This window comes from Oceanobacillus oncorhynchi, assembly GCF_000821065.1.
GTDB lineage: Bacteria > Bacillota > Bacilli > Bacillales > Amphibacillaceae > Oceanobacillus > Oceanobacillus oncorhynchi.
Map to the genome: position 1 here is coordinate 1,088,888 of NZ_CDGG01000001.1, position 24,287 is coordinate 1,113,174.

The 24,287-nt window shown below is 40.3% G+C and carries 26 protein-coding genes; 23 read left to right on the forward strand and 3 right to left on the reverse strand.

Features of this window, described 5'->3' with window-relative positions:
- Positions 1–15: 15 nt before the first annotated feature.
- Positions 16–468 carry an IDEAL domain-containing protein gene (locus BN997_RS04825; protein ID WP_042530160.1) on the forward strand — a complete coding sequence of 151 codons (453 nt, stop codon included), beginning with the start codon at positions 16–18 and terminating at the stop codon, positions 466–468.
- Between the two features lie 123 nt (positions 469–591).
- On the opposite strand, the gene BN997_RS04830 is transcribed toward BN997_RS04825, so the two are convergent.
- Together BN997_RS04830 and BN997_RS04835 are read right to left on the reverse strand one after the other, a co-directional pair.
- The gene (locus BN997_RS04830; protein WP_042530162.1) at positions 592–2,586 is read right to left on the reverse strand and encodes a penicillin-binding transpeptidase domain-containing protein; all 1,995 of its coding nucleotides are present in this window, start codon (positions 2,584–2,586) and stop codon (positions 592–594) included.
- A gap of 245 nt (positions 2,587–2,831) precedes the next feature.
- A complete protein-coding gene (locus BN997_RS04835; RefSeq protein ID WP_042530164.1) occupies positions 2,832–3,794 on the reverse strand; it encodes an LCP family glycopolymer transferase in 963 nt (320 codons plus the stop codon).
- A 408-nt stretch (positions 3,795–4,202) separates the two neighbouring features.
- Between BN997_RS04835 and BN997_RS23095 the strand changes: the two genes are divergently transcribed.
- Positions 4,203–4,355 carry a hypothetical protein gene (locus tag BN997_RS23095; protein ID WP_175297007.1) on the forward strand — a complete coding sequence of 51 codons (153 nt, stop codon included), beginning with the start codon at positions 4,203–4,205 and terminating at the stop codon, positions 4,353–4,355.
- A 46-nt stretch (positions 4,356–4,401) separates the two neighbouring features.
- Here the strand turns inward: BN997_RS23095 and BN997_RS04840 are convergent, their stop codons facing one another.
- Positions 4,402–5,052, reverse strand: a complete 651-nt coding sequence (locus tag BN997_RS04840; RefSeq protein ID WP_042530165.1) for a YigZ family protein — start codon at positions 5,050–5,052, stop codon at positions 4,402–4,404.
- A 224-nt stretch (positions 5,053–5,276) separates the two neighbouring features.
- Between BN997_RS04840 and BN997_RS04845 the strand changes: the two genes are divergently transcribed.
- From BN997_RS04845 to prfB, 21 genes are all read left to right on the forward strand, one after another.
- Positions 5,277–6,416: a sensor histidine kinase gene (locus BN997_RS04845; RefSeq protein ID WP_042530167.1), complete on the forward strand. Its 1,140-nt coding sequence runs from the start codon at positions 5,277–5,279 to the stop codon at positions 6,414–6,416.
- 256 nt (positions 6,417–6,672) lie between these two features.
- Complete coding sequence (locus BN997_RS04850) at positions 6,673–7,365, forward strand: response regulator (protein ID WP_042530169.1); 693 nt, start codon at positions 6,673–6,675, stop codon at positions 7,363–7,365.
- 230 nt (positions 7,366–7,595) lie between these two features.
- Positions 7,596–8,438, forward strand: a complete 843-nt coding sequence (locus BN997_RS04855) for a DegV family protein (RefSeq protein ID WP_042530170.1) — start codon at positions 7,596–7,598, stop codon at positions 8,436–8,438.
- Between the two features lie 96 nt (positions 8,439–8,534).
- Positions 8,535–9,944, forward strand: a complete 1,410-nt coding sequence (locus BN997_RS04860; RefSeq protein ID WP_042530171.1) for an ATP-dependent helicase ComFA — start codon at positions 8,535–8,537, stop codon at positions 9,942–9,944.
- Positions 9,941–10,618 (forward strand): ComF family protein, encoded by a 678-nt coding sequence (locus tag BN997_RS04865; RefSeq protein WP_042530173.1) that lies wholly within the window; start codon positions 9,941–9,943, stop codon positions 10,616–10,618. The genes BN997_RS04860 and BN997_RS04865 overlap by 4 nt, the downstream gene beginning before the upstream one ends.
- Before the next feature lie 218 nt (positions 10,619–10,836).
- Complete coding sequence (locus tag BN997_RS04870; RefSeq protein ID WP_042530176.1) at positions 10,837–11,259, forward strand: TIGR03826 family flagellar region protein; 423 nt, start codon at positions 10,837–10,839, stop codon at positions 11,257–11,259.
- A gap of 74 nt (positions 11,260–11,333) precedes the next feature.
- Positions 11,334–11,597, forward strand: coding sequence for a flagellar biosynthesis anti-sigma factor FlgM (gene flgM / locus BN997_RS04875; RefSeq protein ID WP_042530177.1), 264 nt, complete (start codon positions 11,334–11,336; stop codon positions 11,595–11,597).
- A 27-nt stretch (positions 11,598–11,624) separates the two neighbouring features.
- A complete protein-coding gene (locus tag BN997_RS04880) occupies positions 11,625–12,107 on the forward strand; it encodes a flagellar protein FlgN (protein ID WP_052484912.1) in 483 nt (160 codons plus the stop codon).
- Between the two features lie 18 nt (positions 12,108–12,125).
- Positions 12,126–13,601: a flagellar hook-associated protein FlgK gene (gene flgK, locus BN997_RS04885; RefSeq protein WP_042530179.1), complete on the forward strand. Its 1,476-nt coding sequence runs from the start codon at positions 12,126–12,128 to the stop codon at positions 13,599–13,601.
- 9 nt (positions 13,602–13,610) lie between these two features.
- Positions 13,611–14,492 (forward strand): flagellar hook-associated protein FlgL, encoded by an 882-nt coding sequence (flgL, locus tag BN997_RS04890; RefSeq protein ID WP_042530181.1) that lies wholly within the window; start codon positions 13,611–13,613, stop codon positions 14,490–14,492.
- A gap of 178 nt (positions 14,493–14,670) precedes the next feature.
- On the forward strand, positions 14,671–15,234 hold the full coding sequence (locus BN997_RS04895) for a DUF6470 family protein (RefSeq protein WP_042530183.1): 564 nt from the start codon (positions 14,671–14,673) through the stop codon (positions 15,232–15,234).
- A gap of 12 nt (positions 15,235–15,246) precedes the next feature.
- Positions 15,247–15,693 carry a flagellar assembly protein FliW gene (gene fliW, locus BN997_RS04900; RefSeq protein ID WP_042530185.1) on the forward strand — a complete coding sequence of 149 codons (447 nt, stop codon included), beginning with the start codon at positions 15,247–15,249 and terminating at the stop codon, positions 15,691–15,693.
- Positions 15,693–15,917, forward strand: coding sequence for a carbon storage regulator CsrA (gene csrA / locus BN997_RS04905; RefSeq protein ID WP_040978816.1), 225 nt, complete (start codon positions 15,693–15,695; stop codon positions 15,915–15,917). Before fliW ends, csrA begins: the two co-directional genes overlap by 1 nt.
- Before the next feature lie 127 nt (positions 15,918–16,044).
- A complete protein-coding gene (gene flaG / locus BN997_RS04910) occupies positions 16,045–16,404 on the forward strand; it encodes a flagellar protein FlaG (protein WP_084612853.1) in 360 nt (119 codons plus the stop codon).
- A 12-nt stretch (positions 16,405–16,416) separates the two neighbouring features.
- Positions 16,417–17,949 (forward strand): flagellar hook-associated protein 2, encoded by a 1,533-nt coding sequence (locus BN997_RS04915; RefSeq protein ID WP_042530187.1) that lies wholly within the window; start codon positions 16,417–16,419, stop codon positions 17,947–17,949.
- Between the two features lie 19 nt (positions 17,950–17,968).
- Complete coding sequence (fliS, locus tag BN997_RS04920; protein WP_042530189.1) at positions 17,969–18,370, forward strand: flagellar export chaperone FliS; 402 nt, start codon at positions 17,969–17,971, stop codon at positions 18,368–18,370.
- Positions 18,370–18,723, forward strand: coding sequence for a flagellar protein FliT (locus BN997_RS04925; protein WP_042530191.1), 354 nt, complete (start codon positions 18,370–18,372; stop codon positions 18,721–18,723). The genes fliS and BN997_RS04925 overlap by 1 nt, the downstream gene beginning before the upstream one ends.
- A gap of 310 nt (positions 18,724–19,033) precedes the next feature.
- Positions 19,034–19,588 (forward strand): ribosome hibernation-promoting factor, HPF/YfiA family, encoded by a 555-nt coding sequence (gene hpf, locus BN997_RS04930; protein WP_042530193.1) that lies wholly within the window; start codon positions 19,034–19,036, stop codon positions 19,586–19,588.
- Between the two features lie 412 nt (positions 19,589–20,000).
- Positions 20,001–20,147, forward strand: a complete 147-nt coding sequence (locus tag BN997_RS23100) for a hypothetical protein (RefSeq protein ID WP_175297008.1) — start codon at positions 20,001–20,003, stop codon at positions 20,145–20,147.
- A gap of 356 nt (positions 20,148–20,503) precedes the next feature.
- The gene (gene secA / locus BN997_RS04935; protein ID WP_042530195.1) at positions 20,504–23,023 is read left to right on the forward strand and encodes a preprotein translocase subunit SecA; all 2,520 of its coding nucleotides are present in this window, start codon (positions 20,504–20,506) and stop codon (positions 23,021–23,023) included.
- A gap of 153 nt (positions 23,024–23,176) precedes the next feature.
- A protein-coding gene (prfB, locus tag BN997_RS04940; RefSeq protein ID WP_139089017.1) for a peptide chain release factor 2 occupies positions 23,177–24,278 on the forward strand; the annotation gives its coding sequence in 2 pieces (ribosomal slippage) (positions 23,177–23,248 and positions 23,250–24,278; 1,101 coding nt in all).
- Positions 24,279–24,287 lie beyond the last annotated feature (9 nt).

Consider the following 24,287-nt stretch of genomic DNA (forward strand, 5'->3'; position numbering starts at 1 on the left):
AATAGGGGGGATAAGATGGTTACTGTTAAAATGTTAAAGCCTTATTATGTAAAGACAGAAGAGAAATATATCCGGATTATTTTAGCATATCAATACTTCTCTATTATCATGAATAAGAAGGTATATCAATTTATCCCTGTAAAATCTACGGAAGTTCGTATTAATCGCAAGACGAAAAAAATTGAGAATGTCGATGATGTCTTTGCTTTTCAAAAAGGCAAAGAAGTACTCACTATCTCCATGTCACAATTGATTTCGATTCCCGGCTTTTTGGAAATGCTTCACCGTATTGCAGAATCCTATTATTTACCTGAAGATTCGCAGGAGGTTTCCGAACAGCAAAAGGCTTTAGACCAGGTGATAGCAGAAATGGAGTATGAAAATGTCAGAAGGCTGATTGATAAAGCGATTGATAACGATGATAAAGAAACATTCTTAGAATTAACAAGTGCCTTAAACAATCAATAAAATGACTATATTTCCATTTCAGCTGTTTGACAGATGCTATTCTGTTAAATGGCTTTCTTTTGCTTATAAAAAAAGGGTTTGAGCACTGGTATTGTTGCTCAAACCCTTTTTGCTATAGAAGCTCTACTCTTTAATATCCATTAATATTTCTGTAGCTTTCTCCACTCCGGAGCTGCGGTCATTGTTTTTGGTTCCTTCCACCATGATGGCGATCATGAGATCTTGATCATCTGTCGGGTAGCCGACAAACCAGCTATTTTCATCTCCGCTGTCTTCTCCGGTTAATTTTAATTCGGCGGTACCTGTTTTACCTGAGATAGGAAAATCGGCTTCTTCAGCAGGTTTACCAGTTCCTTCTGTGACCACATTACGAAGGGACTCTTGGATTTGATTCGCTTGTTCTTCCGTAACTAAGCCTTCTTTCCAAAACTGCCCGGTTTCTTCATCTGTTAATAATGTCGGCTGTATCATATCTCCATTATTCAAGAAGGCGGAATAAGTAGTTGCCAGATGCAGCGCGCTCATTTCAATTTCACCTTGTCCATAGCTTGTGTGTGCCAGTAAATAATTGTCGTCTAACTCACCTGAATTAGAAATGGTAGAATCTGAAACCGGATAGGTGTATGGGAATTCTTCTCCAACTCCAAATTCATGCAGCCCTTTAACAAAAGCATCTCCGCCCATTTCAACGGCTTTCATTGCAAAGTAAATATTATCTGAACGAACCAGGGCATCATCTAAATCCACAGGTCCGTCGGAGGTCGATACACGTGTTACATTGTAATCCTCCCATTGCAATCCATCAATTTCAATGCCTTCATCGTATTCAATCGTACCGTTTTTCAGCCCGATTGCGCCAGTGACCGGTTTAATAACAGAACCAGGCGCAAACGTGGAGGAAGAACGATTCAGCATAGGCTGTAACTCATCCTCTTCCATATCTGCCCAATAATTTGGGGCAGTGCCATAAAGAATATCGTTTGGATCAAAAGACGGGCTGCTGACTAAGGCTAATGTTTCCCCCGTTTTTGGATCGATGACAGCTGCATTGCCAGGCTCCTCATCAAATCCTTGAAAAACATCATCCTGAATATTGATATCAATTGTTACTGTAATATTCTCTCCGTCTACTGCTTCTGTTTCAGCTAAAGTCACATCTTCTCCGTCATCTTTTGTTACTTGAATCGTCGCTCCTTTTTTACCGCGAAGCTCTTCTTCAAATAAACTTTCTAATCCCCGTGCTCCGATTCTGTCAGAAGAAGTGTATTCTGTCGGGTCTAGCTCTTCCAAATCCTCTGCATTTACGGAGCGGAGATAACCTACTAAGTGAGCAGTTATTTCGCCTTCTGGATAAACCCTGCCGTTTATTTCACGATAGGAAACGCCATCGATTGCATTTAACTCCTGTACGGTATCTGAATCATCTGGGAGGATGGTTTTCAGCGGAACAAATAAATCATCTTCCACCCATTCTGCTTCGATACTGGAATTAATAGAGTCGACAGACATTCCGAGTAAACGGGCTATTTCTTCGCGCTTTGCTTCATTTTCTCCCAATTCACTCGGGATAACTCCAAATTCGTATACGGTATCATTGATTGCCAGTGGCATCTGATTTTTGTCAAGGATTTCTCCTCTTTCCGGCTCGTTGGTAGAAATGCGGATTTCTCCGCCATCTGCAAGATCAGGGAAGATAAAGCCGGAATCCCAATTGATCAGCCAGCTGTCTTCTTCATCTTCCTTTTCGATTAAAGTCAGTTCTGCCTGGTAATCAAATGAAATTTCACCGGCGATTGTGTTCATGCTAACAGTGAAGGGAATCGTTGCTATGCCGTCGTCATATGCGTTAGCGACTTCTCTTTCCTCTAATTGCTGTATATTTATTTCAATATCCGTAGCAGCAATATCATCATATAATTTTCCTAAGCGCAGAGCGGACTCTTCTTCGCTATATGTATCTTTTGTTTCCTGAGAAAAAAGATGATACAGAGATTCATAGTCTCCTTCTTCTACTGCTTCTGCATATTGATTTAACGTATTTGTCGGGTCGGTTTGTTCTTCAGAGCACCCGGCTAACAGGGCGATAAAAAGAATCATCCATAAACTTTTTTTCCACATTTTCTAACCCCCATTAAAAAATATCTCTTTACGTAAAAGTATACCACGTTCTACATTTTTTTTAGAAAAATAGATAGAATGACATGAAATTTTTAAAAGTATATTGATCCAATCAGAAAAAGGAAGAGACTGTGTGAAAAAACGTCACGCTGTATATTTACCAGGTGACGTTTTGTTTTCCAATTGGAATCAGCTGTCTGCAGTTCTGAAATCTATGAAAAAAGTTTCAGTAATGACACATTTCTTTATTTTTGTTCCATATGGTCGGTAATCGTTGAGCGGATACGGTTAAATTCATCATCAGGTACCACATAATACCAAACTCCGCCGATGGTTTGACCGTCTCCTTCTATTTCCATTGTTTCGACATTATTTCTTGTTCCGCTATAGTCTGTAAATAATGTTTGCAACCGTTTCATATCTAAATCCGTTTGGACATTATTTCCTAAGATGTCCAGGATGTTGCCTGCTTTGGTAATGCTTGAAAAGCTGGCTGCTTCATCCATTGCAGCAACGATAACATTACGTTGGCGTTCATTTCTTCCCATATCACCGCGGCTGTCTTCTTTTCTCATGCGGATATAAGAAAGAGCTTCCTCGCCATTTAAAGTGAGATTTCCTTCGCTGAAATCATGCCCGTCTTGAGAAAAAGCTGTGCTGTTTTGAACAGTAACGCCGCCTAATGCATCAATACCTTGCTGGAAACCTTCCATATTCACACGTACATAGGAGTGGATAGGCAAATCAAAGGCTTCTTCTACTGTTTCCACAGATAATTCAGTACCGCCTCCTGTTTGAGCAGCTTCACCAAATGCATACGCATGGTTGATTTTATCCATTCCCCGATCCGGGATATTTACATAGGTATCACGAGGAATACTTAACATAAGCATGGAGTCGGTTCTTGGATTTAAGGAAAGCAGTATCATCGTATCCGAACGTCCGACATCGCCATCCCGTTCATCTACTCCCAGAAGCAGAATGTTAACTGCATCTGAATCGCTATAGAGCCGGTTGATTTCATCCTGCCGTTCAGGGTCATTATCTCTTTCTAATGGACTATGCATCGATTCAACAACCTTGCCAACCTGATTCCACACAAAAAAGGCCCCGCCGCCGACGACTAAAATGAAAAACAGTATGATTCCACCAACAATAAATGGCCATTTTTTTCTTTTACGACTTCTATCATTTAATCTGGACACCAATATATTCTCCTCTATTCTTTCCTTAATTTAAACAAATTTTTACTAATTGTCAGGAAAAATAAATCTGTAATAGATTATATCGAAAATTAGATAAATCGTCTATGTTTAAAACAAATTTTGTGCGTACTATTTCTCCTGAGGGTAGGACTTTTGATTCGCTGTGAGATTTGAATTAGCTGTAAAGAGGAGTTTTGACGGGGGGGTTACGCCTTTGAATAGATGAAATCGCTGTCATTTATGAATCTATCAAAAGAGTTAAAAAATTTATCGAAATTAGTAGACAACGCTTCTATTTTTATATAGAATTACGTTTAGTAAGAAAATTCATCTTAGAGTGCAATATTACATATTTGCATGTAGAGTATAGGTTAACGACTTTTAGAAAAAATATTTAAAGGCGGTAGATGAATGGGCAGAGAGCAAGAACAGTATCAGAAGATATTGAAACGGGTTATTCATGATACGGAAAATCAAAAAGTAAATTCAATGGATGAAATCATTCAATTACTTATTAAGGAATTATCATTAAATACGACCACAAACATAAAAAGAAGTTATTAAATAAAAACTCTGTCGGATTATCGAGCAATCTGACAGAGTTTTTTTATTATGAAGGCGTATCCTCTACATCGATGTCGACATATTTCTGGCCGAGCAGTTCGAATGCTGCTTGCGCATTTGTCATTTCCGTTATCCAATCTTGGAAAGTATCGGTTTCTTCCGTTTTGACATAAATAATAAATGCGACATTCTCAAGATAATGAATGTCCTCCAAAAGATATTTGGACTGCTGACGAATTTCGTTTTCCAGCTTGCCGAGCAGTGTATATTCGACAGTGACGGAAACACCTTGCATCAGTTCTCTGCGGACGATTCCGGTCGTTTGGATGCCTTGTGTGGTTGCTGAGCCATAAGCACGGATAAGCCCGCCGGCTCCCAGTTTGATTCCTCCAAAATATCTTGTCACGACCACAGCAGTATCCTTTAATCCTTTTTTCTTCAATACTTCTAACATTGGGACACCAGCTGTTCCGCTTGGTTCACCGTCATCATTCGCTTTTTGGATATAATCGGTTTCCCCGATAATATATGCGGAGCAATTATGTGTCGCATCCCGGTGTTCCTTTTTAATAGATTGAATAAATTCCTGTGCTTCCTCTTCTGATTCCACCCTTTTAACATTTGCGATAAAACGTGACTTTTGAATGGTTATTTCGTCTGTACCCTGTTTATTTACGGTATAATAAGTTGATAGCATTTTATTTTCACCTCATTATTTTAAGTATTACATAACATCCCTAAGGCATTGTAACCAGCTGTGTCTTTTGGGAATGCCGTTTAAGTCCGCTTGAGCAGCTGTTATCTTCGCTTCATATTTAATTTAACAGATATATACCGGATTTTGGTGAAATTAATTTTTAAATAACCTTATAAAACCAAGGAAAGCTACGAATAATTATAACATAGGTTGGTGAGTTTCTTATGACAATAAGATTAAGCAGTCAAGCGATAGATAACATTGTAGAGAATGTAATGCAGATGGTAAACCAGAGTAAGGATGAAGTATTTGAAATGACCGAGGAAGGCAGAAAAGAGTATGAATACCTTTCTGGGGAATTAGAATCAACGAAAAAGAAAGTAAAGGAATATATCAAAAACGGTGATCAGTTAGAGAACGAAGTCAAAAATCACCGTAAGAAGCTTGCTGCAGTCAGCAGAGACTTTATGAAATACTCTGAGGAAGAAGTGCGGAAGGTTTATGAAAAAACACATGATCTGCAAACAAAATTAGTCATTATGCGCGAAGAGGAAAAACTGTTAAGGAAGCGGCGTGATGAGATAGAGCTCAGATTGACAAATCTTACACATATATTGCAACGCGGAGAAGAGCTTACCGCTAAAATGACGGTTATTTTTAATTTTATGATGGATGACATGAAACAGGTCAATGAGATGATTGAAGATGCCAGAGAAAAACAGGAATTTGGTTTGAAAATCATTGAAGCACAAGAAGAGGAAAGGAAGAAGCTTTCCCGGGAAATCCACGATGGACCGGCTCAAATGCTGGCTAATGTCTTGTTACGGTCCGATATTTTGGACTATGTCATAAAAAAAGGGTCGCCAGAAGAAGTGAGCAAAGAAATTAAATCGCTGCGAAAAAATGTTCGTGCTTCTTTACAGGAGGTGCGGAGAATTATCTATGACCTGCGTCCAATGGCCTTGGATGATTTGGGACTTATCCCGACAATCCGGAAATATGTTGACAGATTGACCGAATATCATAATATTCATGTAGATTTTATTGTATTTGGGAAAGAAAAAAGATTAGATTCCAAATATGAGGTTGCTTTGTTCCGGCTAATGCAGGAGGCTGCGCAGAATGTGATAAAGCATAGTGAAGCAACAACAATCAAAGTGAAATTAGAAATTTTAAAAGATAGATTGATTCTGATTGTAGCCGATAACGGGAAAGGGTTTAATCCGGAAGAAAAAAGTGATAATTCCTTTGGATTAATCGGGATGAAAGAACGCGTGGAGATGCTTGACGGCAAGCTGGAAATCGTGACAGGGGAAGGAAAAGGAACAACGGTTACAATTAATGTTCCATATTCGTTAACTTAAGTATATAATGAAAAAGAGATATTGTAGAAAAAAAGAGCTTTTTGCAGAAAAGTAGAAAGTATCTGGATTTTTTCATAGGGGTGTCATCATTCATAAATAAATAAGCTGTTAAAAATAGTTTGAGCTGAAATGAGACAATAATGATGAAATATACTACAATAGACTTATTTAATCTAGAGAAAACTATCTATCTATTAATGATGAAGACAACATGACAGTTCAATTAGTATCATTTAGTAGAAAAGGAGATATATATATGGACGCACAAAAAGAAGTAAATATCGTATTAATTGATGACCACAAATTATTTCGCGAAGGTGTCAAACGAATTTTAGAATTCGAACCGGCATTTAAGGTAGTTGCAGAAGCGGATGACGGAACGGATGCAGCTAATCTTGTAAGAGATAATAATCCGGATGTTGTGTTAATGGATATCAATATGCCTAAAATTAACGGGGTACAGGCAACTGCTGACTTACTGAGACAATTTCCGCATACAAAAATAATCATTCTATCTATCCATGATGATGAAAATTATGTGACACATGCTTTGAAAACGGGGGCGCAAGGCTATCTGCTAAAAGAGATGGATGCAGAAGCACTTGTTGAAGCAATTAAAGTAGTTAGCGAGGGCGGTTCTTATTTACATCCGCGCATTACACATAATTTAGTAAAAGAGTATCGACGTCTGGCACGGGAAAATACTTCCAGTCTGGCAAACAGACATGTAGAGCACCGCAAGCCGCTTCATTTATTGACAAGACGTGAATGTCAGGTGCTGCAGCTGCTGGCAGAGGGGAAAAGCAACCGTGCTGTAGCAGAGTCGCTTTATATCAGTGAAAAAACAGTAAAAAACCATGTAAGTAATATTCTTCAAAAAATGAATGTGAATGATCGTACGCAGGCTGTTGTGTGTGCTATACGAAAAGGCTGGGTAGAGGTTATTTAATTATAATAAACAAAAAAGCGTCCTGATTGAGTCTGTCAGGGCGCTTTTTTCCCTCTGGGCAAGCAGAATCTCTCATTTCTTCATAATGGTGAGGAGAGACGTTCATCTTGCCGGAAAGCATTCGATTTTTACAGCCGTTTCGTGTAGAATAATGTCAAGTAAGCCGTTTTCTATGAGGATATACAGAAACAAGACAGTATAGTAACAGAAAAGAAAAGGGGTAATTGCCTATGAAAGTTGCTGTTATGACAGATAGTACAGCATATATTACGCCGGAAGAACGGGAGAAATATAATATTCATATGGTTCCGTTAAGTGTCAATTTCCCGGATGGATCCTATCGTGAAGAATTAGATATTACCACGGAGGAGTTTTACCGGAAGCTTGCTGACGCCAAAGAATTGCCAAGTACCTCACAGCCGTCTGTCGGCGAGATGACGAAAAAATTAGAAGCATTAGCAGAAGACTATGACGCTGTTATTTCGGTTCATTTATCGAGCGGAATAAGCGGAACCTATCAGACCATGGTAAGTACAGGTGACATGGTGGAAGGAATCGATGTGTATGCCTACGATTCGGAAATCAGCTGTATGCTGCAGGGCTTTTATGTGCTTGAAGCTGCGGCAATGGCTCAAAATGGAGCATCCGCAGAGGCTATTTTAGCGAGATTGGATGAAATAAAAAAATCAGCCCGCGCTTATTTTATGGTGGATGATTTAACGAACCTCCAAAAAGGCGGAAGATTATCGAATGCCCAAGCGATATTAGGAAGTCTGTTACAAATCAAGCCGATTCTTCATTTTGAGGATAAGCTGATTGTTCCTTTTGAAAAAATCCGCACGAAGAAAAAAGCGATATCCCGCATCCTTGCCATGCTGGAAGAAGAGGTTGACGGAGGCAAGGAACTGCGCGTAGTGTTTATTCATGGAAATGACCGTTCTTATGCCGAGAAGCTCGAAGCGGATTTTAAAGAAAAACATTCGGAAATCGAAACATCTATCAGTTATTTTGGACCTGTTATTGGTACGCATCTCGGACAAGGCGCTGTTGGCGTCGCTTGGTATAAAAAATAGAATAAAACTTCATTCAGCAGCAGAAAAGCGCACTGAATGAAGTTTTCTGCTAAATAGATGCTTTTCCCCACAATTTACGGAGGTGTTATATTACGTATGGACAAACAGATTCCCCTAACCCCTGCACTCCTCGCTCAGGCTTTATCCGGAAAACGATTATTAGAAGATGAAGTCCCCATACCTCAAGCCTGTTTTCAAGTACTCCGATCTACGAAGCAGCTCATTCCAATTCCTGCAATTGAAAATAATAAAGGAGCAGCAAAATGTACTCGCTGCGGCAATACAGCCATGCATTATTTTTCCGAATACTCTTGTGGAATTTGCCAGAAAACCCATTTATATTGCCGGAACTGTATCCAAATGGGAAGGATCAGCGAATGCAAGCCGTTGTATAGTTGGAATGGCGCAGAGGCACGGTGGCCGGTGCATGCCAATCCGTTAACCTGGGAAGGACAGTTAACGCCAGCTCAAAGCAGGGCTGCGGCGCACCTGGAGCAAGCCGTTAACGAAATAATTCCATCCTATCTATGCTGGGCTGTCTGCGGTGCCGGCAAAACAGAAATGCTGTTCCCGGCAATTACTGCGGCATTGAAGCGCGGGGATCGTGTTGCTCTGGCTTCTCCACGCGTCGATGTTATCCGGGAATTACTCCCCAGAATGAGACAGGCTTTTCAAAACATCACCATAGAAGCTCTTTATGGCGGCAGTGAGCAACGTACTGGCAGGTCCCAATTGATTTTAGCCACTACGCATCAACTGCTGCGCTATTATCAGGCATTTGATGTATTAATCATTGATGAGGTAGATGCTTTTCCCTATTATTTAGATAGAAGCCTGATGTATGCTGCCAAGCAAGCTGTTAAGAAGCAGGCTACGACATTATACCTCACAGCCACCCCTCGTAAAAACTTCAGGCTGCAAATGAAGCTTGGAAAACTCCCGCATGTTTTTGTGCCTTTGCGTTACCATGGACATCTTTTACCTGTCCCCAAATTTAAATTTTCCTTTTACCTTACCAGTCAGCTGACAAATAAAAAGCTTCCCCATGTCTTATTAAAATGGCTTACGCAGAGAAAAAATCCGAAGCGGCAGCTGCTGTTATTCGTGCCGGAAATCGTCATGGCAAAGGAATTAAAGGAAGTCATTTCCACTTCCCTGCTTGAAACCAATACGATAGCAGCCGCAGAAGAATTAGAAATCGTTTTTGCGGCGGATCAGAATCGAGAAGAAAAAATCAACCAGTTCCGGGAAAAGAAATTACACGCCTTGATTACAACAACAATCCTGGAAAGGGGAGTGACCTTTCCCTCTGTGGATGTAGTTGTGCTGGGTGCCGGCCATGAAGTATTTAATGAAGCTGCACTGGTGCAAATTGCTGGACGTGCCGGAAGAAGTGCGGATGACCCATCGGGAGAGGTTATCTTTTTCCATGATGGGAAAACATATGCCATGGAAAAAGCCAGGCAGATGATTTTAGATATGAATGCAAGGGGGAGAAAGCGTTGAATATTTGTTTATACTGCTATGCCCTCTTAGAAAAGCCCCTGACATGGTCGAATTGGCTGACGATAGAAGCGAATTCGGTTCTTTGTGAAACATGTGCCGCAAAACTCAAAATAATTTCTGGAAAGCGGTGTGAGGTATGCAGCCGGGCGTGGAACGGCGCCATTTGTTCTGATTGTCAGCAGTGGAGGCAATTAGGAGAAAATATAGAAGGGAATTATTCTATTTACTATTATAATGAAACGATGCGTGACCTGATTACCCAATGGAAATTCCGGGGAGATTATGTATTAAGAGAGGTTTTTCGGAAGGACCTGCAGCGTGCTTTTGAAAAACAATTTGCTTCGATTACGCCATCCATAGCGGCCGTGCCTATTCCATTAAGTAAAAATCGAATGCAGGAGCGGGGGTTTAATCAATCATTAGCTCTGGCAGAAATGCTGGATATTCCAGTAAAGCATGCGTTGGGAAGAAACAGCGGGGAAAAGCAGGCAAAGAAAAATCGGAAGTCGCGTTTAAAAAGAGGGAATCCTTTTTTTATCACAGAGGCCCTCCAGCAGCCAGCTTTGATTGTAGATGATATTTATACAACTGGTACAACTGTCCGGCAGGCAGCACAGCAGCTGAAGCTTCACGGCTGCCCGGCAGTGTATTCCTTAACAGTAGCACGAAGTTAGAAGGGCAGGCCTGCACAGGATGAATAATAGAACTGCTCCCAAAACTGCGAAACGATTTGTTATAATAAATGTAACGAACGTAAAATAAATCGAATTTACTATTAACAATAGCGGCAATAGTGACGATGATATAAGTAGGCAAAAGTATTTCGTGAAAATAAAATATGAAATGATAAATTCCTTCCTGGCAATATGCAGAGCAGAGAGGAGAAACGGCAATGGGAGAACTGGCAAACTGCGAACGATGTAATCGTGTGTTTGTGAAGCAATTTAGAGAAATATGCAACGAATGCTATAAAAAAGAAGAAGAAGATTTTAGAATGGTATATAACTTTTTAAGAAAACGGGAAAACCGGATGGCTACAATTGGGCAGATTGTAGAGGCGATAGATGTAGATGAAAGTATTCTTCATAAATTTATCCGGGAAAAAAGGCTCCAGCCTTCTCACTTCCCTAATTTGTCCTATCCTTGTGAAAGGTGCCAACGGCCTATTACAGAAGGGACTTTATGTGATGCTTGCCAGACAGAGCTGAAGGAAGAACTGGAGCGGCATGATGCAGTGGAATCCATTCAGGAAAAAGCGCTGAAAGAAGAAAGTGAAACAACGTATTATGCAAAAGGAGAATGGAAGAAAGATTAATATACCAGAATCGAACAAAGAAAGAGTAATGCAGTATCCAAAGAAATCACGCATTACTGGAAGGGGTGCAGAAATTGAAAATACATGGACCAAATCCAACCAACTTTAATCCATATAAACAGGCATTTAAGGATAAACAGGCAGTCGAGTCTGAAGCATATAAGAAGGACAGTATTGAGATATCGCCGGAAGCGAAAAAGCTGCAGAAGCAGGAGCAGCCCAATGAAACGCGGGCAGCATATGTCAATGAGATAAAACAAAAAATCGAGAGCAATCAATATGAAATAAATTATGAGAAGGTTGCTCAGAAAATGCATGATTTTTGGACTGGTAAGTAAGGGAATACCGTCAAAGGAGGAAACGGTGTGGGCATACAGCTGATTCACGCAATGAATGATTTAACCGCAACACACAAAGATTTACTGGGATTATCCAAGCGAAAGACAGAAGCTTTGACGAATAATAAGCTGGATGAATTTCAGGCATTGCTTTTAGAAGAGCAGAAGCTTATCCGTCAACTGGAGAAACAGGAACAACAAAGACAGGAAGCCGCAGAAGCATGGAATCAAGAACAGCCTGATGCCGCAGCATCACTGACCATTACAGAAATCTTGGACAGGCTGGATGGAGAAGAGCAGAAAATGGCAGCAGATGCAGCGGCTGCACTAACGGATACAATGACAGAGCTAAAAAGACAAGAGCAATTAAATAAAGCATTACTGGAAGAATCGATGAAGTTTGTTCAGCTTTCGATGGAATTAGTTAATCCTTCCATCAACTCAATGAATTACGGAACTGCATCCTCTGATAAGATGTCCAACCGTTCTTTATTTGATTCGAAAGCGTAGAAAAGGAGAGAAGAAGGCATGAGCACGTTCCGAGGATTAGAAATGGCACGTCAGGCACTGAGTACACAGCAAAGTGCTTTATATACAACCGGGCATAATATTTCCAATGCCAATACACCTGGATACTCCAGACAGCGCGTTAATATGCAGGCGATGAATCCTTACCCGACGCCGGGGATGAACAGTCCGCATCTGCCTGGCCAGATGGGGACCGGAGTAGAAGCCGGGTCTGTACAGCGTATCCGCAATCAATTTTTAGATACACAATTTCGATCGGAGAATGCTTCTGTAGGCTATTGGTCTCAACGGACAGAGGCACTTTCAAGAATGGAAAATTTATTGAATGAACCGAGCGATTCAGGCATCGAAGCAGCAATGAGTGATTTCTGGAGTGCGTTGCAGACTGCATCTACCACCCCGGGCGAAAATGGGGGACGTGCAGTCATCCTGAGCAGAGGGGAAGCGCTGGCTGATACGTTCAATCATCTGTCGTCTTCGATGAATACGATTCGTACGGATTTACAAACGGAGACAGAGAATACAATTGATCAGGCAAATAGTATGATTGAAAACCTGAAAGATATCAATTCCCAAATTAAAAAGCTCGAAACGCATGGGTATACTGCCAATGATTTATATGATCGACGCGATAATATTTTGGATGAGCTTTCAGAAATTGTGAATATTGATGTGACATACAATAAAGACCATATTCCGGGCGGGAAGCAGGGGGATGGTGTCGCCATTGTGAATATCATTGTTGCAGACGGTGAGCCGGTGAATATCGTAAATGGGGTGACAGGAGAAACCCGGCAGATCGATGACCCGGTTTATACAGAAATTAATGGAATGAAAGTTTTTGAAAGCATTAATGTAGGCGATGTGGATATTACATCCTCCAGAGGCACTATCCAAAGCTATGTACATGCTTCCGGATATGCGGAGGGCGAAGGGGATAACGCGGTAGCAAAAGGCGATTTCCCGGAAATGCTTGAAAAGCTGGATAATCTGGCATATGCAATTGTGACCAGCATCAATGAACTGCATCAAGAAGGGGATTCCGGGCTGCCATTTTTTGAAGAATTAACTGATGCACGGGGGGCTGCCGGGAAAATGGCAGTTGCTTTAAAAGACCGTTCCGAAGTTAATGTGTCAAGAGAAGGAAATTCAGGAGACCTGGCAAGAGATTTGTCGAATGTTTTTACAAGTGCTAATGAGGATTTAGATGGTGTCTCTGTGAACGGTTATCTGGAATCCATTATCGGTGAAGTCGGCGTGGATGCTAACCATGCCATCACCATGCTGGATAATACAGCGACATTGCAGCACCAGGTCAATAACCAGCGTCAATCGATCAATGCAGTTTCTCTGGATGAAGAAATGACGAACATGATTAAATTCCAGCATGCATACAATGCAGCTGCCCGCGGAATGACAGCGATGGATGAATTAATAGATACAATTATCAACCGAATGGGATTAGTAGGAAGGTAGGTTAGAAAAATGCGTGTCACTCAAAGTATGCTTTCCAATAACTTATTACGTAATTTATCACATAACAGTACGCAAATGAATAAATATATGGATCAGCTGTACACGGGGAAAAAGATATCCAAGCCTTCTGATGATCCGATGATTGCGATGAAGGGCGTTTCTTACCGTTCCGAATTAGCACGAATCGAACAGTTTGAACGGAATACCTCTGAAGTGAACAGTTGGCTGGATAATACAGATGCTGCCATTGACCAGACCAATCATGCGATGCAGCGGTTAAAAGAGCTGGCAGTAAAGGCAAGCAATGGGACAAACAGCAGTGATGAATACCAGAGTATTGTAGAAGAAGCAAAGCAATTAAAAGAGCATTTAGTAGATATAGCGAATACGAGTGTGAATGGAAAATATATTTTTAACGGTACAAATTCGGATGTACAACCAGTAACAATAGGCGAAGATGGAGAACTGACGGTTGATTTTGCAGATGATGATGTGGTTATCGAAGTTTCAAGCGGGATTACCGTAAAAGCAAATACAGATGGATCTACCGTTTTTGGCGAGAATGGAGATTTATTTGCAACGGTAGATAGCTTTATTTCACGCCTTGTAGACGGAGAAGGTATCGAAGAAAGCATTGGCGAATTAGAAGCGTCGATTGGCGGCGTTCTTGATTCACGTGCAGAAATCGGTGCCCGTATGAATCGGGTAGAGCTTGTCGAAAACCGCTTAGCCGATCAAAAAATCGTCACGACAAAAACGTTATCTGATAATGAAGACGTCGATTTTGCAGAGGCAATTACGAACCTGATTACACAAGAGAGTCTACATCGGGCAGCACTTTCAGCAGGTTCTCGTATTATCCAGCCTTCTCTGGTTGACTTTTTACGATAAGGACAAGTTCACGTGAAAGTTTGTTACGTATAAAACACCCTGCCCACTACGTTGTTTGGAGCAGGGTGTTTTTAGCAAATAGGACAGTTTTTTTATAAGACGGATGTGAGCATGTTATTCACTCAAAGGCTTAGCCAAGCCAATGTTTTCTAAATCATGCGATGGAGAGGGAAAAGAGATGGAGATTCCACAAATTAGAATGCATTCACAGCCGGCAAAAATACAAATTCAAACAGAGCCGGCACAATTACATATGTCACAACCGTCTGGTGATTTAACCATCAGACAGCCCAAAGCAGAAATCTCCATGCGTACGAAACAAGGAAAGCTAAACATCGATCAGAGCCAGGCATGGGAGGACATGAATTTATTAAGTGCGAAAAAAAGCATCGCCAAAAATGCGCAGGCCGGGGAACAGGCGGCTGCTCAAGGGACTGCCAGAAGAGCACGGCAGGGCAATGCATTAATGCGCATTGAAAATAGTGCAGATACCATCAAGGCACAGGCGATGGAAAACGCATTTTCAGAGCAAAAAAGATTGGGGATTACATTTATACCTTCTACCTTTGCTGTAAAAACTTCCTATGAACCGGCAGATTTAGATATTCAGGTGCAAACACATCAGCCGGTGATTGAAGGAAGAGCAAATAAACCAATCATGCAATATACACCTGGAAGCATAGAATCCTCCCTCGCCCAGCGTCCGGAGTTAACAATTGAAGTAATCAATAAAAAAATATAAGGAGTGTGCACCATGAAGATGACATCAGCGTACTTAGGTGAAATCGAAGTCGATGAGTCAAAAATAATTACATTTCCATCCGGAATACCCGGATTTTCAGAGTCCAAACAATTTGTATTACTGGAATTTCCAGATAACCAGATGTTTCATATTTTACAATCGGCAGATAATGCGCAATTAGCTTTTATCATTACCGACCCCTATTATCTGTATCAGGATTATGTGTTTGAACTGGAACCCTCTACTATTGACCTGTTAAAAATAAAAGATCGCAATGATGTAGCTATCTATACGATTGTCACTGTAAATAAACCTTTTACGGACAGCACCATTAACCTGAAAGCGCCAATTGTGATTCACGTTAAAGAAAACTTGGCAAAACAGGTCGTCCTTCAAACGGATGCGTATTCATCCAGAACGCCAATCAACCGGCCTTCCCATGAAAAGGAGGAAAAATAATGCTTGTACTTTCCAGAAAAAGAAATGAAGCTATCCAAATCGGTGACGATATTGAAGTAGAAGTAATTGCGATTGAAGGGGATCAGGTCAAGCTGGGTATTCGTGCGCCAAAGTCAGTAGATATCTACCGGCAGGAGATTTATGTAGATATCAAAAACCAAAATAATCAAGCGGCACAGATTGATCAAAACCTCTTTGATTTCTTAAAAGGAGAAAAACTATAACTTTTACGTCCTTCTTTTATTATCGTACAGATAAACCTGACAATCATGCTAGAAAACTTGTATTTAACCCTTTACATTTCATAAAAGAAGCCGATATAAAAGATAAACAGTAAGGAGTTGTGACCTGATGGTTGTAAATAAAACTGGAGTGCAGGACACTTCATTTATTCCTCATCCCATTAAGGCTGTTACATCCCCCGCTGCTTTACCATCTGAAGCAAAAGAAATAGAAGCAACCAAGACAGAAGCGAGCAGAGCAGTGAGCAAAGAACAAGTAGAGCAGGTTATTGAAAAAATGAATGGCTTTTTAGAGCCGGTCAGAAGAAATGTAAAGTTTGAAATGCACGATAAATTGGAAAAGTATTATGTTACTGTTGTAGACGCAGATAAAGACGAGGTTATACGAGAAATTCCTCCCAAAAAGTTATTAGATATGTATGCAGAAATGGCCGACTTCATGGGCCTGTTAATCAATAAAAAGATATAGAGGTGAGTGAATATGCGAATTGGCGGATTGGCAAGTGGAATTGATACAGAATCCATGATTAAAGATTTAATGAACGCAGAAAGAATCCCGCTTGATAAAATGCATCAGGACCGGACAAAGCTGGAATGGAAACGTGATGCTTTCCGGGACGTTAATAAATTATTAGGCAACTTTGATCAGAATATGATTTTGAATATGAAATTGAGTGAAACTTTTAATAAAAAAATTATTTCCTCGACACAGGAGGATGCGGTTCGTGCTACGGGGAATGCTGGTGCGAATAGTGGTACGTATCGGATTAATGTGGAGCAGTTAGCGACCTCTGCGATTAATGTTGGAGCTAAAGAAGTTCAATTTGATACTGAAAAGACTTTAAGTGAGCATGGAATTACTGGTTCTATCACATTTAAAACATATGGAAAAGATAGTTCTTACGGAGATAACGGGGTTAAAGAACATAAATATGAGATTCGGGATGGAGACAAACTTTCCGATGTTGTCAAGAGAATTAATGATGATGTAGATAGTCCAGTTCGGATGACTTATGATGAGAATTCAAATAAAGTTATTATAGAAGCTACAAGAACCGGGGTTTATAATCCGAATGGAAAAGAAATAGAATTTGATGATAGTGAAGGAAGTTTTTTCTCACAATTAGGACTAAGTCAAGATCCGGTAGAAGTGGAAGATGGAGTAATGAGAGGTGGAGAACAAGGCGCCCAAAACGCAAAATTCACATACAACGGTGCCTATGAAGTAGAAACTCAGGATAACCACTACCAGCTAAATGGCGTCACCTTCCAATTCTTAAATAAAACAGAAGGCGAAGCAACATTAAACGTAACCAATGATATTGACCATACCGTTGAAAAAATCACCGAGTTTGTGGAAGCTTATAATGAAATTGTTGAGAAAATTAATGAATCGCAGCGGGAACAAGTTTTCCGTGATTTTCCTCCGTTAACAGATGAGCAAAAATCAGATATGTCCGAGCGTGAAATTGAACTTTGGGAAGAAAAAGCAAAAAGCGGAATGCTGCGGGGAGAATCATTCTTATCTAGTGGATTAACTAATATGCGCCAAAGCTGGTATGGAACAGTTAAAAATGACGGAGCATTCACTTCATTAACAGAGATTGGAATTGAAACGTCATCTGATTATATGGATGGCGGGAAGCTTGTTATTAATGAAGCTGATTTGCGGGATGCACTTGCTGCCGATCCGGAAAGTGTACAAAGGCTCTTCTCGAACAGTTCAGAAGGAGAAGGCAGAGGATTAATCAATCGTCTGGAAGATGCTGTGGAAGATACAATCGGTCAAATTAATCAGCGTGCTGGCACGGCAACAAGTGTATCCTTAGATGGGTATGCACTAGGGAAGCGCATGGAAGAAATCAACAGCCGAATTGAGAATTTCGAGCGTCGTTTGGAAAAAGTTGAATCGCGTTATTGGAGACAATTTTCAGAGATGGAGCGTGCTATTTCCATGATGAATCAGCAATCCGATATGCTGATGTCGAATTTTGCTCCTGGACTGGCACAATAAGAAAGAAGGGTGATGCAATTTGAGTAGTAATAAAGCATATCAAACCTATCAAAATAACGCCGTTAATACAGCATCAGGCGGAGAGCTGACGCTGATGCTCTATAATGGCTGTATTAAATTTATTAAACAAGCAAGGAAAGAGATGGATAATGACCATTTTGCTGCTAAAAATACCAACATCCAAAAAGCGCAAAAAATCATTAATGAACTCATGGTGACATTGGATATGAATATGGAAATCTCTCATCAGATGATGCCGTTATATGACTATATGCATAATCTATTAACAGAAGCGAATATAAAAAATGATACCGAAAAGTTAGAAGAGGCGCTCAGCTATGCAGAGGAATTTCGCGATGTTTGGAAACAGGTCATTCTAAAGGATCGTCAGCAGAAATACAGTCAGGGTGCTTCCATCTGATGAACCGGATCATACCTATCTACCAATTAACAGAGAGCATGCAGCAGCTATTATCCCAGGATATTGATTCACATAATCGGGAAGAGGTTATCAATACCTTTCAAAAAATGATGGAAGAGAGAGGAGAGCTGCTTGATGCAATAGCTCCTCCATACACAAAGGATGAAGACAAGCTGGGAAAAGCAATCGTCCACATGAACCAAGATATTGAGCAAAAGATAAAATTTATATTCTTTGCTTTAAAAAATGAAATGAAGCAGGTACAGCAGCAAAAGAAATCAACATCAAGCTATTCCAATCCATATAAAAATATGCAAAGCATGGACGGCATGTTTTTAGATCAGAAAAAATAAAGGTTTGTTACCTTTCAAAAAGAGATAATCAGCAATGGCCAAGCTGGTTATCTTTTTTTAGAAGAGAGGATGCTTTACTTTCTGTCTTAGATGTGGAGAAGAAAAAGAATAGAAGGATATGATTCTAGTAAATCGAATTCAAACATAACTTCGAATTTTGTCAAAAAATTTTAATCTTTCTAATCCTTGCATGTACAGGGGTTGGGCCGGATGAATAGAAAACGTTTACGAAAATTAAGGGTTTAGACAAGAGAAGTTTGTGAAATAGTGCTATAATATATTTATAAAAGTAAAGAAGGAGGACACTTATATGAAATTTAATATTAGAGGCGAAAATATTGAGGTTACAAACGCTATTCGAGAGTATGTTGAGAAGAAAATCAGCAAACTGGAAAGATATTTTGATTCCGCTCCGACTAGCGATGTGCATGTAAATCTAAGTGTCTATAATGATGAACAGCGCATTGAGGTTACCATCCCAATGACAAATCTCTTACTGCGTGCAGAGGTACAGCATATTGACTTATATGCTGCTGTAGACTTAGCCGTAGATAAATTAGAAAGACAAATTCGCAAACATAAAACTAAAATCAATCGTAAATTCAGACAAAACGGCGCTCCTAAGCATGCTTTTGCTGAATTAGAAAAAGAAGCAAAACTGGCATCTGAAGAAAATGAAAATCAAATTGAATTAGTACGTACCAAACGTTTTAACTTAAAACCAATGGATTCTGAAGAAGCAATCCTGCAAATGGATATGCTTGGACACAGCTTCTTTGTATTTACTAATGATCAATCTGGAGAAACCAATGTGGTTTATAAACGCCGTGATGGAAAATACGGATTGATTGAACCGCATGTTTAAATCAAAATAAAATAGTATATTAATAGAAAAAGCAGGATATTGCTTCCGATGGAGGGAGCAATATCCTGCTTTTTTACGAGATGGCTAAAAAGTTTTTTTATCAAGAAAAAAATATATAGCGATGATAGAAATAGCTCACAAAGTGCGTATGTACAGGCTTTGTTGTGGTAAAGGAAGAATAAATAAGCCAAAAAATTTATCAATTTTATCCAATCGATGAAATTTTGTCGAAAAAAACATCAAACTGGCGTTTTTTTTCAGTTTATACGGGTAAACGCGTCATTTTTACAGCCAAAAGCACAGTTTGTCTAGACAAACTGTGTTTTTGGCTGTTGAAAAATGGAGTTTGCGGATTCGCTGGAAAAGAAGGCGTGTGGTATAAATAAATTAGAAAGTAAAGGGGGGCAGTCAAATGCAGTATACGACACAGCGAGTGCTGGATGAATTGGAACAGCGGGTAAGTCAGCACGAGCATACGATTCAGCAGCTATTACGTATTGTAGGCAACCTCAATAAGCATCTTGCACAGATATCCTCTGAACAAAAAGAAAAAGTTTAAAAGTAGTGTATCTATTATCGGTACTACTCTTCGCAAAACACCCTCGGAAGATCACTTCATTCAGGACTGAAATCAACATTTCAGTTCTTTTTTTTATACATGCAGGAGGTCTGTCAGTATATAGATAATTAGCTTGTGTCAGAAAGAGACCCTGCTGGGAACGAAACGGACAATGTAAGTTGTCATAACGGTTTAGGAAGTGTTATGATTACTTATATTGACTATTGCCTATCAGACATGGTAAATTTATCAGCTACGATATCATTACCTTTAAATAGTGGTATATGACATATAATTTTGAATCAAGTGTAATTCTATAAGCAATAAAAGTTTCAATTAACTGAGGAGCGTTCATAATGGCAGGAATTTTAACGAAGATTTTTGGTGACGGAAATCAAAAACAAGTGAAGCGTATCGAAAAACAGGTAGACAAGATCGAAGCATTAGAGCCTGAGGTGCAGAAGCTTTCAGATAATGATTTACAGAAGAAAACAGAGGAATTTAAGGAACGGGTCGCAAATGGAGAAGAATTGGACAACCTTCTTGTAGAAGCATATGCGGTTGTTCGTGAAGCCTCTAAGCGTGTGCTCGGAATGCGCCCTTTCCGTACACAGTTAGTCGGTGCGGTAGCGCTGCATAATGGAAATATATCTGAAATGAAAACAGGGGAAGGGAAAACGTTGGCTTCAACGATGCCAGCGTATCTTAATGCGCTTTCGGGTGAAGGCGTGCATATTATTACAGTCAATGATTATTTAGCAGATCGTGATGCGAAAGAAAATGGAGAGCTGTTTGCTTTTTTAGGATTAACGGTCGGTTTAAACCACAATGGTCTTCCCAAGGAAGATAAGCGTAAAGCGTATCAAGCAGATATCACTTATGGAACAAATAATGAATTTGGTTTTGATTACTTAAGAGATAACATGGTGTTATATAAAGAACAGATGGTGCAGCGGCCATTGAATTATGCCATTATCGATGAGGTTGACTCGATTTTAATTGATGAAGCCCGTACGCCATTGATTATTTCTGGATCAGCAAAAAAATCTGCATCGCTCTATCAGCAGGCAGATCGATTTGTGCGTACACTGCAAAAGGAAACAGATTATACCTTCGAGGAAAAAACAAAAGCAGTACAATTAACGGAACAAGGAATTGATAAAGCAGAGAAATTCTTCAGTATTGAAAATTTATTTGAATTATCACATGTTTCCTTAACGCATCATATTAATCAGGCATTGAAAGCGCACGTATCCATGCATAAAGATACGGATTATATGGTAGAAGAAGGCGAAGTCATTATTATCGACCAGTTTACTGGACGTAAAATGAAAGGCCGCCGCTATAGTGATGGTCTGCATCAGGCAATTGAAGCGAAGGAAAACTTACAAATACAAAATGAGAGTATGACGCTTGCTTCGATTACTTTCCAGAACTATTTCCGTATGTACAAAAAATTGTCTGGTATGACAGGTACAGCAAAAACAGAGGAAGAAGAGTTCAGAAGCATCTATAATATGGATGTTATTGCTATCCCAACTAATCAGCCAGTCCAAAGAGATGACCGTGCAGATCAAATTTATAAAACGATGGAAGGCAAGTTTAAATCCGTTGTTAATAACATCAAAGAACGCCATGAAACGGGCCAGCCGGTTCTGGTCGGTACGGTAGCGGTAGAAACCTCCGAGCTGATTTCACAGCTGCTGAAGCGTGCGGGAGTAAAGCATGAAGTACTAAATGCGAAAAACCACTTCCGTGAGGCGGAAATTATTGAAAATGCCGGTCAGCGAGGTGCAGTAACCATCGCAACCAACATGGCAGGCCGCGGTACAGATATTAAATTAGGAGACGGTGTGAAAGACCTCGGCGGACTGGCTGTCATCGGCACGGAACGACACGAATCACGCCGTATTGATAATCAGCTCCGCGGACGTTCCGGACGTCAGGGTGATCCGGGAATATCCCAATTTTTCTTATCTATGGAAGATGAGCTGATGCGCCGTTTCGGTTCAGATAATTTGAAAGCGATGATGGAAAGGCTTGGCATGGATGATGACCAGCCAATCGAAAGTAAAATGGTTTCCCGTGCAGTAGAATCTGCTCAAAAGCGTGTGGAAGGGAATAACTACGATGCACGTAAAACGGTTCTGTCTTATGATGATGTGCTTCGTGAACAGCGTGAAATTATTTATAAACAGCGTTTTGACGTCATTGATTCTGAAACCAACCTGCGTGAAATCATTATAAATATGATTCAATCTACTGTAGAGCGAATTGTTGCAACACATACACAGGATAATGATGAAGATAAATGGAACCTGGATGCTATTGTGGAATATATAGAAGGTAACCTATTAGAGCAAGGTGATATGACAACGGCAGAGCTTCAGGATAAGGAAGCAGAAGAAATAACCGGCATTATTATGGAAAAAGTGAATCGCCGTTATGATGCAAAAGAAGCAGAGATTACGCCGGAACAGTTTGTTGAGTTTGAAAAAGTTATTCTGCTGCGCACAGTAGATACAAAATGGATGGACCATATTGACCAGATGGATCAGCTTCGCCAAGGTATTCATTTACGTGCCTACGGTCAGAACGATCCGCTGCGTGAATATCAAATGGAAGGCTTCACAATGTTTGAAGAAATGATTGCAAGCATTGAAGAGGAAGTATCCAAATATGTGATGAAAGCACAGATTCAGGATAATCTGCAGCGTCAGGAAGTCGTTAAAAATACGCAAGCTGTTTCTGGAGGCGGTGACGGTCAGAAGAAAAAATCCAGAAAACCAGTTGTGAAAAATAATACCGTAGGGCGAAATGACCCTTGTCCATGCGGCAGCGGTAAAAAGTATAAAAACTGTCATGGTAAGCAATAAGCTAATCGGCATTCATTTGAAATAACCCCCTGTTCAATAGTGGATACAACGGCTATTGGCGGGGAAACCCGGCTGGGGGAAACAGAGAGCTTTCCTGCACAGAGCACCTGTTATACCATGGCAAGGAAAAGCAATATTAGGAGGAATCAGTATATGGAATTAAGCGAAATTAAACAAGAACTGGAAAAAATAACTTCACGTGTTGAAGATTTCAGGGGGTCTCTTTGACCTCGAACAAAAGAAAGCACGGATTGCTGAATTAGAAGCATTGATGGCCGATCCTGCTTTTTGGGATGATCAGAATCAAGCGCAAACAGTTATTCAAGAATCGAATGGATTAAAAAGCTACGTCGATTCTTTTGAAGAGATTGAAGAAACATTAGACAATCTGGAAGTATCTTATGAGCTGGTTAAAGAGGAAAATGACCAAGAGTTATTTGAAGATCTGCAGTCAGAGCTGAAGGATTTTAAAGAGAAAGTAAATAAATTTGAATTACAGCTCTTATTGAGCGAGCCTTACGATGCGAATAATGCGATTTTAGAGCTGCACCCAGGAGCAGGCGGTACAGAATCGCAGGATTGGGCAAGTATGCTGCTGCGTATGTATCAGCGCTGGGCGGAAAGCCATTCGTTTTCTGTGGAGACCATTGATTACCTCCCCGGAGATGAAGCTGGTGTGAAAAGCGTTACGTTATTAATCAAAGGTCATAACGTCTATGGCTATTTAAAAGCGGAAAAAGGGGTTCATCGTCTTGTCCGAATTTCTCCTTTTGACTCCTCAGGAAGACGGCATACATCTTTTGTATCCTGTGATGTGACACCAGAGATGAGCGACGACGTAGATATTGATGTAAAAACAGAGGATTTAAAAATAGACACGTATCGTGCAAGCGGCGCCGGCGGGCAGCATGTCAATACGACGGATTCGGCTGTACGGATTACGCATCTTCCGACTAATATCATTGTTACCTGTCAAAATGAACGTTCCCAGATCAAAAACCGGGAACAAGCGATGAAAATGTTAAAATCAAAGCTTTATCAGCTGGAGATTGAAAAACAGCGGCAAGAACTAGCAGAAATTCGCGGAGAACAAATGGAAATTGGCTGGGGAAGCCAGATTCGTTCGTATGTTTTCCACCCGTATTCAATGGTCAAGGATCATAGAACAGATGTGGAGACAGGGAATACGCAGGCAGTAATGGACGGTAATCTGGATATATTTATTGACGGATATCTCCGTTCCCAAATGAAATAAACACCAATT